This is a genomic window from Pseudomonas graminis, assembly GCF_013201545.1.
GTDB lineage: Bacteria > Pseudomonadota > Gammaproteobacteria > Pseudomonadales > Pseudomonadaceae > Aquipseudomonas.
In genome coordinates this window covers 637345-652999 of the sequence record NZ_CP053746.1, presented here as the reverse complement: position 1 = coordinate 652999, position 15655 = coordinate 637345, and the positions used below count along the sequence as shown (strand labels likewise).

The following is a 15655-nucleotide window of genomic DNA, read 5'->3' as shown; positions in this document are numbered from 1 at the left end:
TAGCTGTATGCCGACGAGCTTGCCGCTTGAAGCTTACAGCTTGGAGCTTGAACCCAATGAGCCATCAATCTGAATTGATCAGCGAGGACATCCTCGCCTATCTGGGCCAGCATGAACGCAAGGAAATGCTGCGCTTCCTGACCTGTGGCAACGTCGACGACGGCAAGAGCACGTTGATCGGGCGTCTGCTGCACGATTCCAAGATGATCTATGAAGATCATCTGGAAGCCATCACCCGTGATTCGAAAAAATCCGGCACCACGGGCGATGAAGTCGATCTGGCGCTGCTGGTCGACGGCCTGCAGGCCGAGCGCGAGCAGGGCATCACCATCGATGTCGCGTACCGTTACTTCTCCACCGCCAAGCGCAAATTCATCATCGCCGACACCCCCGGCCATGAGCAGTACACCCGCAACATGGCCACCGGTGCGTCCACCTGTGACCTGGCGATCATTCTGGTCGACGCCCGCTACGGCGTGCAGACTCAGACCAAGCGCCACAGCTACATCGCCTCGTTGCTGGGAATCAAGCACATCGTGGTCGCCATCAACAAGATGGACCTTAACGGCTTCGACGAGAAAGTCTTCGAGCAGATCAAGGCTGATTACCTGGCGTTCGCCGACCGCATTGCGCTGAAGCCGACCACCATGGAATTCGTGCCGATGTCGGCCCTCAAGGGCGACAATGTGGTCAACCGCAGCGAGCGTTCGCCGTGGTACACCGGCAAGTCGCTGATGGAGATTCTCGAAACCGTCGAGATCGCCAACGACCGCAATTTCACCGACCTGCGGTTCCCGGTGCAGTACGTCAACCGTCCTAACCTGAACTTCCGCGGTTTCGCCGGCACCCTGGCGAGCGGCATCGTGCACAAGGGCGATGAAGTGGTTGTGCTGCCGTCCGGCAAGAGCAGCCGCGTGAAATCCATCGTCACCTTCGAAGGCGAGCTGGAGCACGCGGGCCCGGGCCAGGCCGTGACGCTGACCATGGAAGACGAGATCGACATCTCCCGTGGCGATCTGTTGGTGCATGCGGACAACGTCCCGCAGGTGGCCGACGCCTTCGACGCCATGCTGGTGTGGATGGCCGAAGAGCCGATGCTGCCGGGCAAGAAATACGACATCAAACGCGCCACGTCATACGTGCCGGGTTCGATTGCCAGCATCACCCATCGTGTTGACGTGAACACTCTGGAAGAAGGCCCTGCCAGTTCGCTGCAGCTGAATGAAATCGGTCGCGTGAAGATCGCACTGGACGCGCCAATCGCTCTTGACGGCTACGACAGCAACCGCACGACGGGTGCGTTCATCGTCATCGACCGTTTGACCAACGGCACCGTGGCGGCCGGCATGATCATCGCCAAACCGGTGGTTGCGGGTGGCGGGAGTCATCACGGCGCGCCGGCCCATGTGTCCGCAGAAGAGCGCGCTCAGCGCTTCGGCCAGAAGCCGGCGACCGTGCTGTTCAGCGGTCTGTCGGGTGCAGGCAAGAGCACGCTGGCGTATGCCGTGGAGCGCAAGCTTTTCGACATGGGCCGTGGGGTGTTCGTCCTTGATGGCCAGAATCTGCGTCACGACGTCAACAAGGGCTTGCCGCAAGATCGCGCCGGTCGCACCGAGAACTGGCGTCGTGCCGCCCACGTTGCGCGTCAGTTCAACGAAGCGGGCCTGCTGACCCTCGCGGCGTTCGTCGCGCCGGACGCGGGCGGTCGGCAGAATGCCAAGGCGCTGATCGGCGATGATCGATTGATCACCGTGTACGTTCAGGCGTCGCCACAGGTCTGTCGCGAGCGTGACCCGCAAGGGCTCTATGCCGCCGACAAGGACAACATCCCGGGTGAATCCTTCCCGTATGACGTCCCGCTGGACGCCGATCTGGTCATCGACACGCAGTCGCTGAATGTCGAAGAAAGCGTCAAGCACGTGCTGGATCTGCTGCGGACCCGTGGCGTGATCTAAACGCCGCTTGCCCAACAAGAAGCCCGCCAGCGATGGCGGGTTTTTTGTTTCCGGCCCATTGCGGATCACGGCCAACCACTCGCCACAAAAAAGCCCGCCCCTGATCACCTCAGGGGCGGGCTTTCTGTGAAACGTGTTGGCTACTTCTTCAAACCGTAATGCTCGTCCAGCATGCCGGGGGAATCAGCCGACTTGGGCGCGTAGTCCTTCGGCGGTTCAGCGGCGGTGCGTGGTGGCGTCAGGCGGTCGCGGTGTGGATGGAGCGCGTCAGGGTGCAGCGCGGCGAGCAGTCGTTGACGGGTGATGTCGTCGGTGGCCAGACGGTTGGCGCCTTCGGCCAGATGCTCCTGGACATCGTGGTAGCTTTGCGACAGCTTCTGCACCAGATTGGCCGTGCTGTTGAAGTGGGTGATCACCTCGTTCTGATACGTATCGAAACGCTCCTGAACGTCATCCAGCTGGCGCTGAGTCCCGTTAGGCACGGCATTGGGCAGCGCGCGCGCCACGAAGAAACCGATGATCACACCAACCACCAGGGCGATGGTCGGCAGCAACCAAACTAAGAGCGAGTAATCCACGAGTCCTTCCTCTATAAACGGCTTTGCTTTACGTTAACGGCTCGAACCTGCGCTGTATAGCGGCGACACGTCGCCAGCCTGCCAGCCACAGACAATCAGCTAGACGAGTCGACCCAATTGAAGGTCACGGAGTTCATTCTTGCTCATGCGTGAGACCCCTGTATTCATCGACGGCCCGGTGGGCCAACTCGAAGCGTTGTACCTCGATCTGGACGAGGCCAAAGGCATCGCGCTGATATGCCATCCTAACCCGGTTCAGGGCGGCACCATGCTCAATAAAGTGATTTCGACACTGCAGCGCACCGCGCGGGATGACGGCCTGATCACCCTGCGCTTCAACTATCGGGGCGTTGGCGCCAGCGCCGGCAGCTCGGACATGGGCGAGGGCGAAGTCGACGACGCACAGGCGGCGGCGAAATGGCTGCGGGATAAACATCCCGATCTGCCCATGACCTTGTTCGGTTTTTCCTTCGGTGGTTTCGTGGCGGCTACCCTGGGCGGGCGTCTTGAGGCTGAAGGCGAAACCCTGAAGCATTTGTTCATGGTTGCGCCTGCCGTGATGCGCATCACCAGCGTCGACGCATTGCCGCAGAAGGGCGCTTTGACGATCATTCAGCCCGACAACGACGAAGTCGTTGAGCCACAACTCGTATACGACTGGTCTGACAAACTCCCGCGCCCCCATGAGCTGCTGAAAGTGGCAGAATGCGGGCACTTTTTTCACGGCAAGCTGACCGATCTCAAGGATCTGATTCTGCCGCGCCTTTCGAATTGATCGCAGCACCCAAAATAAGCGACTCGCCATGACCACTCGTATCCTCACCGGTATCACCACCACCGGCACGCCGCACCTGGGCAACTACGCCGGTGCCATCCGCCCGGCCATCGTTGCCAGCCGCCAAAGCGATGCCGACTCTTTCTACTTCCTGGCTGACTACCACGCGCTGATCAAATGCGATGACCCGCTGCGCATTCAGCGCTCGCGTCTGGAAATCGCCGCGACCTGGCTCGCGGCAGGGCTGGACGTCGAGCGCGTCACGTTCTATCGCCAGTCCGACATTCCGGAAATCCCCGAGTTGACCTGGCTGTTGACCTGCGTGGCCGGCAAGGGCCTGCTCAACCGCGCCCACGCCTACAAGGCCTCGGTGGACAAGAACGTCGAGGCCGGTGAAGACCCGGACGCCGGCATCACCATGGGCCTGTTCAGCTACCCGGTGCTGATGGCCGCCGACATCCTGATGTTCAACGCCCATCAAGTGCCGGTCGGCCGTGATCAGATCCAGCACGTCGAAATGGCGCGCGACATCGGTCAGCGCTTCAATCACCTGTTCGGCAACGGCAAAGAGTTCTTCGTGATGCCGGAAGCGCTGATTGAAGAAAGCGTCGCGACCCTGCCTGGCTTGGACGGTCGCAAGATGTCGAAGAGCTACGACAACACCGTGCCGCTTTTCACCAGCGCCAAAGACATGAAGGAAGCAATTTCCCGCATCGTCACTGACTCGCGCCTTCCGGGCGAAGCCAAGGATCCGGACACTTCGCATTTGTTCACGCTGTACCAGGCATTCGCCAGCAAAGAGCAAGGCGACGAGTTCCGCGCCGACCTGTTGCAGGGATTGGGTTGGGGCGATGCCAAGCAACGCCTGTTCCAGTTGCTGGACGCGGAGCTGGGCGAGGCACGGGAGAATTACCATCGTCTGATCGAGCGGCCCACTGATCTGGAAGACATCCTGCAGGCAGGCGCCGAGAAGGCCCGTCGTGTGGCCACGCCGTTTCTCGGCGAGCTGCGCGAAGCGGTAGGCCTGCGTTCATTCCGCACCGCCGCGCAAACCGTCACGACGGCCAAGAAGAAGGCCAGCAAGGGCGCGCGCTTCGTCAGCTTCCGTGAAGACGACGGCAGCTTCCGCTTCCGCCTGCTGGCGGCCGACGGCGAGCAACTGCTGCTGTCGCGCCATTTCGCAGACGGCAAAGCGGCCGGCGCGGTGACCAAAGCGTTGCAGCAGGGCGGTGAGCTGGACATTCGGCCCGAAGGCGATGCCTTCACCCTGTGGCTGAATGATGCCTGTGTCGCCGACAGCCCGGCGTTCGCCGATGCCACTGCTCGTGACGCCGCGATCGAGAGCCTGAAGCTGGCGCTCGCGCCCGCGCCACAACAGGATTAATTGCCATTCCAATGGGCCATCGCTACAGTGACGGCCCGTTTTTGCTCCCTTGCAAGCGACTATGACTCCTCTAGAACGATACCAAGCTGACCTTAAGCGTCCGGACTTTTTCCACGACGCCGCGCAAGAGAATGCGGTGCGCCATCTGCAGCGTCTGTACGACGATCTGGTCGCCGCCCATGACCGCAAGCCGGGATTGCTGGGCAAGCTGTTCGGCAAGAAAGAAGTCCCGATTGTGAAGGGGCTGTATTTCTGGGGTGGTGTCGGCCGGGGCAAGACCTACCTGGTTGACACCTTCTTCGAAGCGCTGCCGTTTGAAGACAAAACGCGCACCCACTTCCATCGCTTCATGAAGCGTGTGCACGAGGAGATGAAAAACCTCAAGGGCGAGAAGAACCCGCTGACCCTGATCGCCAAGCAGTTTTCCGAAGAAGCGCGGGTGATCTGTTTCGACGAATTTTTCGTATCGGACATTACCGACGCGATGATCCTCGGCACACTGATGGAAGAGCTGTTCAAGAACGGTGTGACCCTGGTCGCGACCTCGAACATCGTTCCCGACGGTCTCTACAAGGACGGTTTGCAGCGTGCGCGTTTCCTGCCGGCGATCGCGCTGATCAAGCAGAACACCGAGATCGTCAACGTCGACAGCGGCGTCGACTATCGCCTGCGCCATCTGGAGCAAGCCGAGCTGTTCCACTTCCCGCTGAACGAAGCGGCGGAGGAGAGCATGCGCAAGAGCTTCCGTGCGCTGACCCCGGAATGCACCAAGGCCATCGAAAACGATGTGCTGATCATCGAGAATCGGCAGATCAAGGCCATTCGTACCTGCGACGACGTGGCGTGGTTCGACTTCCGTGAGCTGTGCGACGGGCCGCGTAGCCAGAACGACTACATCGAACTCGGCAAGATCTTCCATGCGGTGCTGCTCAGCGGCGTCGAGCAGATGAGCGTGACCACCGACGACATCGCGCGCCGGTTCATCAACATGGTCGACGAGTTCTACGACCGCAACGTCAAGTTGATCATCTCGGCGGAAGTCGAATTGAAAGACCTGTACACCGGCGGCCGTCTGAACTTCGAATTCCAGCGCACGCTCAGCCGGTTGCTGGAAATGCAGTCCCACGAATTCCTGTCGCGGGCGCATAAGCCCTAGGCGGGAGCTGCAAGCTTCAAGCGGAAAGCTGCAAGAGGAGATCTCGCTCACTTGCAGCTTGAAGCTTGCCGCTTGAAGCTGCTGTCAGGCAGCCTGCTGAAACTGCTGCCGATACTGGTTCGGAGACAGGTCGGTGTGTTGACGGAACAGCCGCGCGAAGAAGCTGGCATCGTCGTAGCCGACTTCATAGCTGATGGTCTTGATGCTCTTGCGTGAGCCCGACAGCAAGCCCTTCGCGGTTTCGATGCGCAGGCGTTGCAGGTAATGCAGCGGCTTGTCGCCCGTTGCGGTCTGGAAGCGGCGCATGAAGTTGCGGATGCTCATGCCATGCTCGCGAGCCACATCCTCGAAACGGAATTTGTCGGCGAAGTGTTCTTCGAGCCAGTGCTGAATCTGCAGGATGATCACGTCCTGGTGCAGCTTCTGCCCGCCAAAACCAATCCGTCCCGGCGCGTAGCTGCGCTGCACTTCATAGAGAATGTCGCGGGCGACGGTCTGCGCGACATGGGCGCCGCAGAAGCGCTCGATCAGGTAGATATAAAGATCACACGCTGAAATCGTGCCGCCTGCGCAATACAGGTTATCGGCGTCGGTCAGGTGCTTTTCCTGATTGAGCAGCACGTTCGGAAAACGCTCGGCGAACTCGTTGAAAAACCGCCAGTAGGTGGTCGCTTCCTTGCCGTCGAGCAGCCCCGCATCCCCAAGCCAGAACACGCCGCTGGCCTCGCCGCAGAGCACGGCGCCGCGCGCATGTTGCTCACGCAGCCACGGCAGGATTTGCGGATAGCGTTCGCGCAGGGTGTCGAAATCTTCGACGAAAGCGGGAAGGATGATGATGTCGCTGTGTTCAAGCACGCCGTCTACAGGGATGACGACGTCGCTGAAGCTGCGCACTTCCTTGCCGTCCGGGCTGACCAGTCGGGTTTCGAAGGCCGGCTTGAAGCCCTGTCCCAACTGCTTGCCATAGCGCAGGCTGGCGAGGTGAAAGAAGTCTTTGGCTTGCATGAGCGTGGAGGCAAAAATTCCATCGATCGCAAGAATGCTGACACGCCGCAACGGCGCGTTTGGTTGGATAGACATAGTCTTTTGTTCTTATATGGGAAAGTGGTCAAGCAACGGCGTGATCGTCTTATTTTTTGTCGGATGTGTCCAGTGTCGCCGTCAACCGGCTGCGCCTACGCTCTGCTGACGTTTTGTCCGACAATCCTTCGCATCAGGTGCAGCCATGCTTCCCAGAACACTCTTCAGCTCGGAGCACGAGCTTTTCCGAAATAGCGTGCGCAAGTTCTTCGAACAGCACGCGGCGCCCTTTCATGCCCAGTGGGAGAAGCAGGGCCACATCGACCGCACGCTGTGGAACCGGGCGGGGGAGCAGGGCATGTTGTGTTCGCATCTGCCGGAAGAGTACGGCGGCATGGGCGCGGATTTTCTCTACACCACCGTGGTGATCGAAGAGATCTCCCGGCTCGGCCTGACCGGTATCGGTTTTTCCCTTCATTCGGACATCGTCGCGCCCTACATCCTGCACTACGGCAGCGAGGCGCTGAAGCTCAAATATCTGCCCAAACTGGTCTCCGGGGAGCTGGTCACCGCCATTGCGATGACCGAGCCGGGCGCAGGTTCCGACCTGCAAGGGGTCAAGACCACTGCGGTGCTGGACGGGGACGAGTACGTCATTAATGGCTCGAAGACCTTCATCACCAACGGGTTTCTTGCTGATCTGATGATTGTCGTCGCGAAGACCGATCCCAAGGCGGGCGCGAAGGGCACCAGTCTGTTTGTCGTGGAAGCGGGCACGCCGGGCTTCGCGAAAGGCAAGCGACTGGAGAAGGTCGGCATGAAGGCGCAGGACACGTCGGAATTGTTCTTCCAGGACGTCAGAGTGCCCAGGGAGAATCTGCTCGGGCAGGCCGGGATGGGGTTTGCGTATTTGATGCAGGAGCTGCCGCAGGAGCGTCTGACAGTCGCCATCGGTGCCATTGCCTCCGCCGAAGCCGCCTTGCAATGGACACTCGAGTACACGCGGGAACGCAAGGCGTTTGGCAAGGCGATCATCGACTTCCAGAACACACGTTTCAAACTGGCTGAAATCGCTACCGAAGTTCAGATTGGTCGTACGTTCATTGATCGATGCCTGGAGTTGCATTTGGAAGGGAAGCTGGATGTGCCAACGGCGGCCATGGCGAAATATTGGTCGACCGACCTGCAATGCAAGGTGCTGGACGAATGCGTCCAGCTGCATGGCGGCTACGGCTTCATGTGGGAATACCCGATCGCCCGGGCGTGGGCCGATGCGCGGGTGCAGCGGATTTATGCCGGGACCAACGAAATCATGAAAGAGATCATCGCCCGGTCTCTGTAATCCTGTGCGGAACCCCAGAGGGGCCTTATAAAGACCCTCTGCGGTTCCACAGTCAATCAGCGATCACGCAATCACCGATCAAGGCGCAGGATTAGGGTGATCCTTGTGTATCGCCTCAATGCCCGCCAGCACTTCATCCGACAGCACCAGTTCCGCGCTCGCCAGGTTGCTTTCCAGCTGCTCCAGCGTGGTCGCACCGATGATGTTGCTGGTAACGAAGCTGCGACTGGTGACGAACGCCAACGCCATTTGCGCCGGATCAAGGCCGTGCTCGCGAGCCAGCGCAACGTAGCGCGCGCAGGCTGCTTCCGATTGCGGGTTGAAATAGCGCGTGAAGCGGCTGTACAGGCTCAAACGGCCCTTGGCAGGGCGAGCGCCGTCTGCGTATTTGCCGGACAACATGCCGAACGCCATGGGCGAATAGGCCAACAGGCCGCATTGCTCGCGAATCGCCACTTCCGCCAGACCCACTTCGAAGCTGCGGTTGAGCAGGTTGTAGGGGTTCTGAATCGACACCGGACGCGTCAAACCATGGGCATCCGACTCAGCGAGAAACTTCATGGTGCCCCACGGCGTTTCGTTCGACAGACCCACGTGGCGGATCTTGCCGGCCTTGACCTGCTCGTCCAGCGCTTCGAGCACTTCAAGCAGCGGGGTGAACTGCTCCTCACTGTGGTTGTAACCCAGCTTGCCGAAGAAGTTGGTGCTGCGCTCAGGCCAGTGCAGTTGATACAGGTCGAGGTAATCGGTCTGCAGGCGTTTGAGGCTGGCATCCAGCGCCGCAACGATGTGATCGCGGTTGAATTTCAGCTGGCCGTCACGAACGTAATCAATGCCGTTGCCGGGACCGGCGATTTTGCTGGCGAGAATCCAGTCGGCGCGGTCGCCGCTCTGCTTGAACCAGTTGCCGATGATGGTTTCGGTGCTGGCGTAGGTTTCTTTCTTCGGCGGGACCGGATACATCTCGGCGGTGTCGATGAAATTGATGCCGGCGGCCTTGGCCCGTTCGATCTGCGCGAAGGCCTCGGACTGGCTGTTCTGCTCACCCCAGGTCATCGTGCCGAGGCAGATTGCGCTGACATTGAGGTCGGTTCTGCCCAGTTGGCGGTAGTCCATTTGGCTCTCCTGTTTAAAAGAGCCATAAAAGCAGGTTGAAATTTTTTTCGCAATCTGCATAATTCCGCTCCTCTTTGTCGCTGGAGTGATGCCCCGCGACAAAAGAAACCGCTGCGATCGAACGCGCTGACCCGAGCCCCCTATAGCGTTCGTGCCCGGCGGCCTTTGACTTGTCAAAGACCGTACTAATGAGTATGCTCCGCCGTCTATTTTTCAGGGCGGCCTTTGAGGCTATAAAGAATGAAAACTTTTACCGCTAAACCGGAAACAGTAAAGCGCGACTGGTTCGTCGTCGACGCTGCTGGTCAGACCCTGGGTCGTCTGGCCACTGAAATCGCGAGCCGTCTGCGTGGCAAGCACAAGCCGGAATACACTCCGCACGTTGACACTGGCGACTACATCGTCGTGATCAATGCCGAGCAGATCCGTGTGACCGGTGCCAAGACCACCGACAAGATCTACTACTCTCACTCCGGTTTCCCGGGCGGGATCAAGTCGATCAACTTTGAAAAGCTGATCGCCAAAGCTCCTGAGCGCGTGATCGAGACCGCGGTCAAAGGCATGCTGCCTAAGAACCCGCTGGGTCGCGACATGTATCGTAAGCTGAAAGTCTATGCGGGCGCTGCACACCCTCATACTGCTCAGCAGCCCCAAGAACTGAAGTTTTAACGGAATAGTTCATTATGTCGGCGACTCAAAATTACGGCACTGGCCGTCGCAAGACCGCAACCGCTCGCGTTTTCCTGCGTCCGGGCACCGGTAACATCTCCATCAACAACCGTTCCCTGGACTCGTTCTTCGGTCGCGAAACTGCCCGCATGGTAGTTCGTCAGCCGCTGGAACTGACTCAGACTGTCGAGAAATTCGACATCTACGTCACTGTCATTGGCGGTGGTGTGAGTGGTCAAGCTGGCGCAATCCGCCACGGTATCACCCGCGCTCTGATGCAGTACGACGAAACCCTGCGTAGCGCTCTGCGCAAAGCAGGCTTCGTAACTCGCGATGCTCGCGAAGTTGAACGTAAGAAAGTCGGTCTGCGTAAAGCGCGTAAGCGTCCGCAGTACTCGAAGCGTTAATTCGCTTCCGTTCAAAAAGAACGCTCAGTTTCTATACGAAGCTGGGCGTTTTTTTATGGCTGTCTATTATTGATTCCGAGGCCTTGGCCAGGGAGATCTCGGATGCTGACGGGAGAGGGCGCCATGGGCAATGACGGCGTAAACACGGGCCGGCGTCGCTTCCTTGTGACGGCCACGTCTGTGGTAGGCGCAGCAGGAGCGGTCGGCGCCGCCGTGCCGTTCGTAGGCTCATGGTTCCCGAGCGCCAAAGCCAGGGCTGCGGGAGCGCCTGTCAAAGTCAACATCAGCAAGATCGAACCCGGCCAGCAGATGATCGCCGAGTGGCGAGGTCAGCCGGTGTTGATTGTCCGTCGTACGCCCGAGATCCTTTCCAGTCTGGGCCAGCTCACGGGCCGGCTCTCCGATCCCGAATCAAAGGATTCTACCCAGCCTGGCTATGTCGATCCGGTGGTCCGTTCCATCCGGCCGGAAATCCTGCTGTTGGTCGGCATCTGTACCCATCTCGGCTGCTCGCCCACGTTTCGCCCCGAAGTCGCCCCCGCTGACTTGGGCAAGGACTGGGTCGGTGGATATTTTTGCCCTTGTCACGGCTCCAGATATGACCTCGCCGGACGCGTGTACAAGGCACAGCCTGCACCGCTGAATCTGCCGGTGCCGCCGCATTCCTACGAGTCGGACTCAGTTATCGTCATCGGTGTGGATCAGGAGGAAGCGTAATGAGCAGGCTCATGGGCGGGATCAATGCGCGCTTTCCCGCGACTTCATTGTGGGAAAACCACCTCAGCAAGTACTACGTACCGAAGAATCTCAATTTTTTCTATCTCTTCGGCTCACTGGCGTTGCTGGTGCTGGTCAACCAGATCCTCACGGGCATCTGGCTGACGATGAGTTACACGCCCACGGCCGAGGGGGCCTTCGCCTCGGTCGAGTCCATCATGCGTGACGTTGAATACGGCTCGATCCTGCGGCTGTTGCATTCGACAGGCGCGTCGGCGTTCTTCATCGTCATCTACCTGCACATGTTTCGCGGGCTGCTGTACGGCTCGTACCAGAAGCCGCGGGAGCTGGTCTGGGTCTTCGGCATGCTGATTTATCTGGCGCTGATGGCCGAGGCGTTCACAGGCTACCTGCTGCCGTGGGGGCAAATGTCGTACTGGGGCGCCCAGGTGATCATTTCGCTGTTCGGCGCCATTCCGATCATCGGCAACGACCTTGCGCAGTGGATTCGCGGTGATTACCTGGTCTCCGGGATCACCCTCAATCGCTTCTTCGCGCTGCATGTCGTGGCGCTGCCAATCGTGGTGCTCGGGCTAGTGGTGCTGCATATCCTGGCGCTGCATGAAGTGGGCTCCAACAACCCTGATGGCGTCGACATCAAGAAGTACAAGGATGAGAACGGCAATCCTCTGGATGGCATTCCCTTTCACCCGTACTACACGGTCAAGGATTTGCTTGGCGTCGTGGTGTTTCTGTTTATCTTCTGCTCAGTGGTTTTTTTCTTTCCGGAGATGGGCGGTTACTTCCTCGAGAACTCCAACTTCGAGCAGGCCAACGCCTTAAAGACCCCGGAGCACATTGCGCCGGTCTGGTACTTCACGCCGTTCTACGCGATCTTGCGGGCCATCCCGGACAAGCTCCTCGGCGTCATGGCCATGGGTGCAGCCATCGCCGTGCTGTTCGTGCTGCCGTGGCTTGACCGCAGTCCGGTCAAATCGATGCGCTACAAGGGCTGGCTGAGCCGGGTCTGGCTGCTGCTGTTTTGCGGGTCCTTCGTGACGCTCGGGGTGCTGGGCGTATTGCCGCCGAGCCCCGGGCGGGCATTGCTGTCGCAGGCCTGCACCTTCCTGTATTTCGCGTACTTCATCCTGATGCCGTTCTACACGCGAATGGAGCGGACGAAGCCGGTGCCGGACAGGGTGACGAGTTGATGAAGCGGCTGCTCGCTGTCTTGCTCATTGCCCTGTTGCCGGCGTTGTCGTTCGCTGCTGAGCACGCTGCGGACCTGGAGAGCGTCGACATCGACGTGTCTGACAAGGCCTCTCTGCAGGATGGTGCGCGCACGTTCGTCAATTACTGCATGGGTTGCCACAGCGCCAGGTTCCAGCGCTACGAGCGCGTGGCGGACGATCTCGGTATTCCCCACGACCTGATGCTGGAAAAGCTGGCGCCTGCCGGGGCAAAGATCGGCGATCACATGACCATCGGCATGCAGCCGGCGGACGCGAAAACATGGTTCGGCGCAGCACCGCCCGATCTGACCCTCGTCGCGCGCGTTCGCGGGACGGACTGGCTCTATGGCTACCTGCGTTCGTTCTACGAGGACCCGACGCGGCCCTGGGGCGTGAACAACACCGTCTTTCCGAACGTGGCCATGCCCAATGTGCTGGAAGGGCTTCAGGGGCGTCAGAGGCTCGGCTGCAGGGAGGTTCAGCGGCGCGGGGTGGAAGCAGAACACGCAGACACGCCCCTTACTCACGAAGGCTGCGATCAACTGGTCGCCGTTCCCAACACGGGCACGCTAACCGAAGCGCAGTTCAACGAGAAGATAAAGAACCTCGTCACCTTCCTCGCTTACTCGGCCAACCCGGACAAGCTGCAGCACCAGCGCATCGGCACCTACGTGCTGCTTTACCTCGCCGTGCTGCTCATCCTGGCCTACCTGCTCAAGCGCGAATTCTGGAAAGACATCCATTGAGCAGCCGTCTGATTCGCGAGCCTGCGCCGCTTGCAGCTGCACTGTTTCAGGTAATGAGGGGAGAGCAGGTATAGTGGCGGGCTGAAGATTGCAGAATCTACCTTGAGTAAATGAGCTATCTTGTCGCCCGCGTTGAACACCCGATCATCGTGGACGTCGCCGAAAGCGCCTCGCGGCGCATCCGTATTTCTGCTTTTTGAATATCTACAAGCGAGGAGGACCGCCATGGGCGTGACCAATCGGTTGGCCTGTTACTCCGACCCCGCCGACCACTATTCCCATCGCGTGCGCATTGTGCTCGCCGAGAAAGGTGTCAGCGCCGAGATCATTGAAGTTGTCGAGGGCCGTCATCCGCCCAAATTGATCGAGGTGAATCCGTACGGCAGCGTGCCGACCCTGGTTGATCGTGACCTGGCGTTGTACGAGTCGACGGTGGTAATGGAATACCTGGACGAGCGTTATCCCCATCCGCCGCTGCTCCCGGTCTATCCGGTAGCGCGTGCCAACAGCCGCTTGCTGATCCACAGGATTCAGCGCGACTGGTGCGGTCTGGTGGATCTGATTCTGGACCCGCGCAGCAAAGAAGCCGCACGTGTTCAGGCGCGCAAGGAACTGCGCGAAAGTCTGACCGGCGTGTCGCCGTTGTTCGCGGACAAGCCTTTTTTCTTGAGCGACGAGCAAAGTCTGGTCGACTGCTGTCTATTGCCCATACTCTGGCGCCTGCCGATTCTGGGTATCGAATTGCCGCGGCCCGCCAAGCCGCTGCTTGATTATATGGAGCGCCAATTTGCGCGTGAGGCATTTCAGGCAAGTCTGTCTGGTGTCGAACGCGACATGCGCTAAGGCCTTAGGAGCCGTTTGATGAACTCCAGTCGCCCTTATCTGATCCGCGCGCTGTATGAGTGGATCGTGGATAACGATTGCACACCGCACGTACTCGTCAATGCCGAGTTTCCCGCGGTGCAAGTCCCGCAAGGCTTTGCCAATGACGGGCAGATCGTTCTGAACATTTCACCGAGCGCCGTGCGCCATCTGCACATGGACAACGACGCGGTGAGTTTCGAAGGCCGCTTCGGTGGCGTTCCCCACAGCCTGTACGTGCCGATTGCCGCCATCATGGGCATTTATGCCCGCGAGAACGGGCAGGGCATGGTCTTCGATCTGGAGCCTGCTGTGGATGAAGACGAAGATATCGACGTCGAAGACGACATGCCGCCACCGAACGACGAGCCACCACGCCCTACGGGCCGGCCGAGTCTGAAAGTGGTCAAGTAAGTCGCTTCTGCAATAACAAAAAAGGCGATCCCGAGGGATCGCCTTTTTTGTGCCTGTTGAGTGGCTATGTAGGAGCGCGTCAGTCGATGTACTCAAACAGCTTCACGATCTTCTGCACGCCGCCGACGCCTTGCACCAGGTTGGTGGCGCGGGTGGCTTCTGCCTGGGTCAGCAGGCCCAGCAGGTAGACGATGCCGTTTTCAGTCACGACCTTGATGCGCGAGCCCGGGATGGCGCTGTCGGTGAGCATCTCGGTTTTGATCTTGCTCGTCAGCCAGGCGTCATTGCTGCGCGCCAGCATCGAGGACGGGCCGGTGACCTGTAGCTCGTTGTTGACCTTCTTGACCTTCTGCACCTGGCTGGCGGTTTGCTCGGCCAGTTGCTTGAGGTCGGCGCGCGGTGTCTGGCCTGCCAACAGCACGATGCCGTTGAAGCTCGTTACGACGATGTGCGAGGCGTTGTCCAGATCAGGGTTGGCCTTGGCGATGTTGACCGAAACCTTGGTCTCGATCAGCGAGTCGTCGATCTTGCTGCCGAAGGTGCGTGTGCCGCGATCGTCATCGATCGGTGCTTCGCGGCTGGCGTTGATCACCGAGCTGCATCCGCTGATGCCCAGGCAGAGCGTCAGGGCCAGCAGGCTAAGACGTTTGGATATCATTCTTCACTCCCGAACAGTTGGCTGTCGATCAAGTCGCAAAGGCAGTGGATCGCCAGCAGGTGGACTTCCTGGATACGTGCGGTGACTTTTGCCGGGACGCGGATCTCCACGTCCTCCGGCAACAGCAGCGACGCAACGTCGCCGCCATCGCGACCGGTCAAGGCTACGACAATCATTTCACGATCATGTGCGGCCTGGATGGCCTGAATAATGTTCGCCGAATTGCCGCTGGTGGAAATCGCCAGCAGCACATCGCCCGGCTGACCCAGTGCACGAATCTGTTTGGAGAAGATTTCGTTGTAGCTGTAGTCGTTGGCGATGGAGGTGATGGTGGACGTGTCGGTGGTCAGCGCGATGGCGGGCAGGCTCGGTCGCTCGCGCTCGAAACGGTTGAGCAGCTCCGAGGAAAAGTGCTGGGCATCGCCAGCCGAACCGCCGTTACCGCAGGCGAGCATCTTGCCCTCATTGAGCAGGGCGTTGACCATCACTTGGCTGGCTTGCTCGATGTGGGGTGCAACAACATCCATCGCCTGTTGCTTGGTGTCGATGCTGGCCTGGAAAAGCTGGCGAATTCGGGATTGCATGTCCATCTATGAAAACCTTAATAGGGGCGGCTGGTCGGGGC

Annotated in this window: 17 protein-coding genes; 12 read left to right on the top strand and 5 right to left on the bottom strand. The window is 59.6% G+C overall.

The features are described 5' to 3' along the window. The first annotated feature begins 56 nt into the window (after positions 1–56). A complete protein-coding gene (gene cysN, locus FX982_RS02985; RefSeq protein WP_172609591.1) occupies positions 57–1955 on the top strand; it encodes a sulfate adenylyltransferase subunit CysN in 1899 nt (632 codons plus the stop codon). A 140-nt stretch (positions 1956–2095) separates the two neighbouring features. Here the strand turns inward: cysN and FX982_RS02980 are convergent, their stop codons facing one another. After that, positions 2096–2533, bottom strand: a complete 438-nt coding sequence (locus tag FX982_RS02980) for a YhcB family protein (RefSeq protein ID WP_122535918.1) — start codon at positions 2531–2533, stop codon at positions 2096–2098. Positions 2534–2678: 145 nt separating this feature from the next. On the opposite strand from FX982_RS02980, the gene FX982_RS02975 reads away from it, so the two are divergent. The 3 genes from FX982_RS02975 (at position 2679) to zapE (ending at position 5848) form a co-directional block, all read left to right on the top strand. Then, positions 2679–3308 (top strand): alpha/beta hydrolase, encoded by a 630-nt coding sequence (locus FX982_RS02975; protein ID WP_172609590.1) that lies wholly within the window; start codon positions 2679–2681, stop codon positions 3306–3308. Positions 3309–3336: 28 nt separating this feature from the next. Next, positions 3337–4692 carry a tryptophan--tRNA ligase gene (locus FX982_RS02970; protein WP_172609589.1) on the top strand — a complete coding sequence of 452 codons (1356 nt, stop codon included), beginning with the start codon at positions 3337–3339 and terminating at the stop codon, positions 4690–4692. A 61-nt stretch (positions 4693–4753) separates the two neighbouring features. Continuing rightward, positions 4754–5848 carry a cell division protein ZapE gene (gene zapE, locus FX982_RS02965; protein WP_172609588.1) on the top strand — a complete coding sequence of 365 codons (1095 nt, stop codon included), beginning with the start codon at positions 4754–4756 and terminating at the stop codon, positions 5846–5848. A gap of 84 nt (positions 5849–5932) precedes the next feature. On the opposite strand, the gene FX982_RS02960 is transcribed toward zapE, so the two are convergent. Further along, on the bottom strand, positions 5933–6853 hold the full coding sequence (locus tag FX982_RS02960) for a GlxA family transcriptional regulator (RefSeq protein ID WP_172612965.1): 921 nt from the start codon (positions 6851–6853) through the stop codon (positions 5933–5935). A gap of 220 nt (positions 6854–7073) precedes the next feature. On the opposite strand from FX982_RS02960, the gene FX982_RS02955 reads away from it, so the two are divergent. Next, on the top strand, positions 7074–8210 hold the full coding sequence (locus FX982_RS02955; protein WP_172609587.1) for an acyl-CoA dehydrogenase family protein: 1137 nt from the start codon (positions 7074–7076) through the stop codon (positions 8208–8210). 78 nt (positions 8211–8288) lie between these two features. Here FX982_RS02955 and FX982_RS02950 read toward each other — a convergent pair whose 3' ends face one another. Then, on the bottom strand, positions 8289–9326 hold the full coding sequence (locus FX982_RS02950) for an NADP(H)-dependent aldo-keto reductase (protein ID WP_172609586.1): 1038 nt from the start codon (positions 9324–9326) through the stop codon (positions 8289–8291). A 240-nt stretch (positions 9327–9566) separates the two neighbouring features. Between FX982_RS02950 and rplM the strand changes: the two genes are divergently transcribed. From rplM to FX982_RS02915, 7 genes are all read left to right on the top strand, one after another. Beyond that, positions 9567–9995, top strand: coding sequence for a 50S ribosomal protein L13 (gene rplM / locus FX982_RS02945; protein WP_019693576.1), 429 nt, complete (start codon positions 9567–9569; stop codon positions 9993–9995). A 14-nt stretch (positions 9996–10009) separates the two neighbouring features. Further along, complete coding sequence (gene rpsI / locus FX982_RS02940; protein WP_172609585.1) at positions 10010–10402, top strand: 30S ribosomal protein S9; 393 nt, start codon at positions 10010–10012, stop codon at positions 10400–10402. A gap of 123 nt (positions 10403–10525) precedes the next feature. Beyond that, entirely contained in the window at positions 10526–11119 is a 594-nt protein-coding gene (gene petA, locus FX982_RS02935) for a ubiquinol-cytochrome c reductase iron-sulfur subunit (RefSeq protein ID WP_172609584.1), read from the top strand. After that, positions 11119–12330, top strand: a complete 1212-nt coding sequence (locus FX982_RS02930) for a cytochrome b (RefSeq protein ID WP_172609583.1) — start codon at positions 11119–11121, stop codon at positions 12328–12330. Before petA ends, FX982_RS02930 begins: the two co-directional genes overlap by 1 nt. Further along, a complete protein-coding gene (locus FX982_RS02925; protein WP_172609582.1) occupies positions 12330–13097 on the top strand; it encodes a cytochrome c1 in 768 nt (255 codons plus the stop codon). The genes FX982_RS02930 and FX982_RS02925 overlap by 1 nt, the downstream gene beginning before the upstream one ends. 225 nt (positions 13098–13322) lie before the next feature. Continuing rightward, positions 13323–13940: a glutathione S-transferase N-terminal domain-containing protein gene (locus FX982_RS02920; protein WP_037014722.1), complete on the top strand. Its 618-nt coding sequence runs from the start codon at positions 13323–13325 to the stop codon at positions 13938–13940. 18 nt (positions 13941–13958) lie between these two features. After that, positions 13959–14372 (top strand): ClpXP protease specificity-enhancing factor, encoded by a 414-nt coding sequence (locus tag FX982_RS02915; protein WP_172609581.1) that lies wholly within the window; start codon positions 13959–13961, stop codon positions 14370–14372. Positions 14373–14451: 79 nt separating this feature from the next. Here the strand turns inward: FX982_RS02915 and FX982_RS02910 are convergent, their stop codons facing one another. Both FX982_RS02910 and FX982_RS02905 read right to left on the bottom strand, forming a co-directional pair. After that, positions 14452–15030 carry a BON domain-containing protein gene (locus FX982_RS02910; RefSeq protein WP_065992133.1) on the bottom strand — a complete coding sequence of 193 codons (579 nt, stop codon included), beginning with the start codon at positions 15028–15030 and terminating at the stop codon, positions 14452–14454. Next, on the bottom strand, positions 15027–15620 hold the full coding sequence (locus FX982_RS02905) for a phosphoheptose isomerase (protein WP_065992135.1): 594 nt from the start codon (positions 15618–15620) through the stop codon (positions 15027–15029). The genes FX982_RS02910 and FX982_RS02905 overlap by 4 nt, the downstream gene beginning before the upstream one ends. Positions 15621–15655 lie beyond the last annotated feature (35 nt).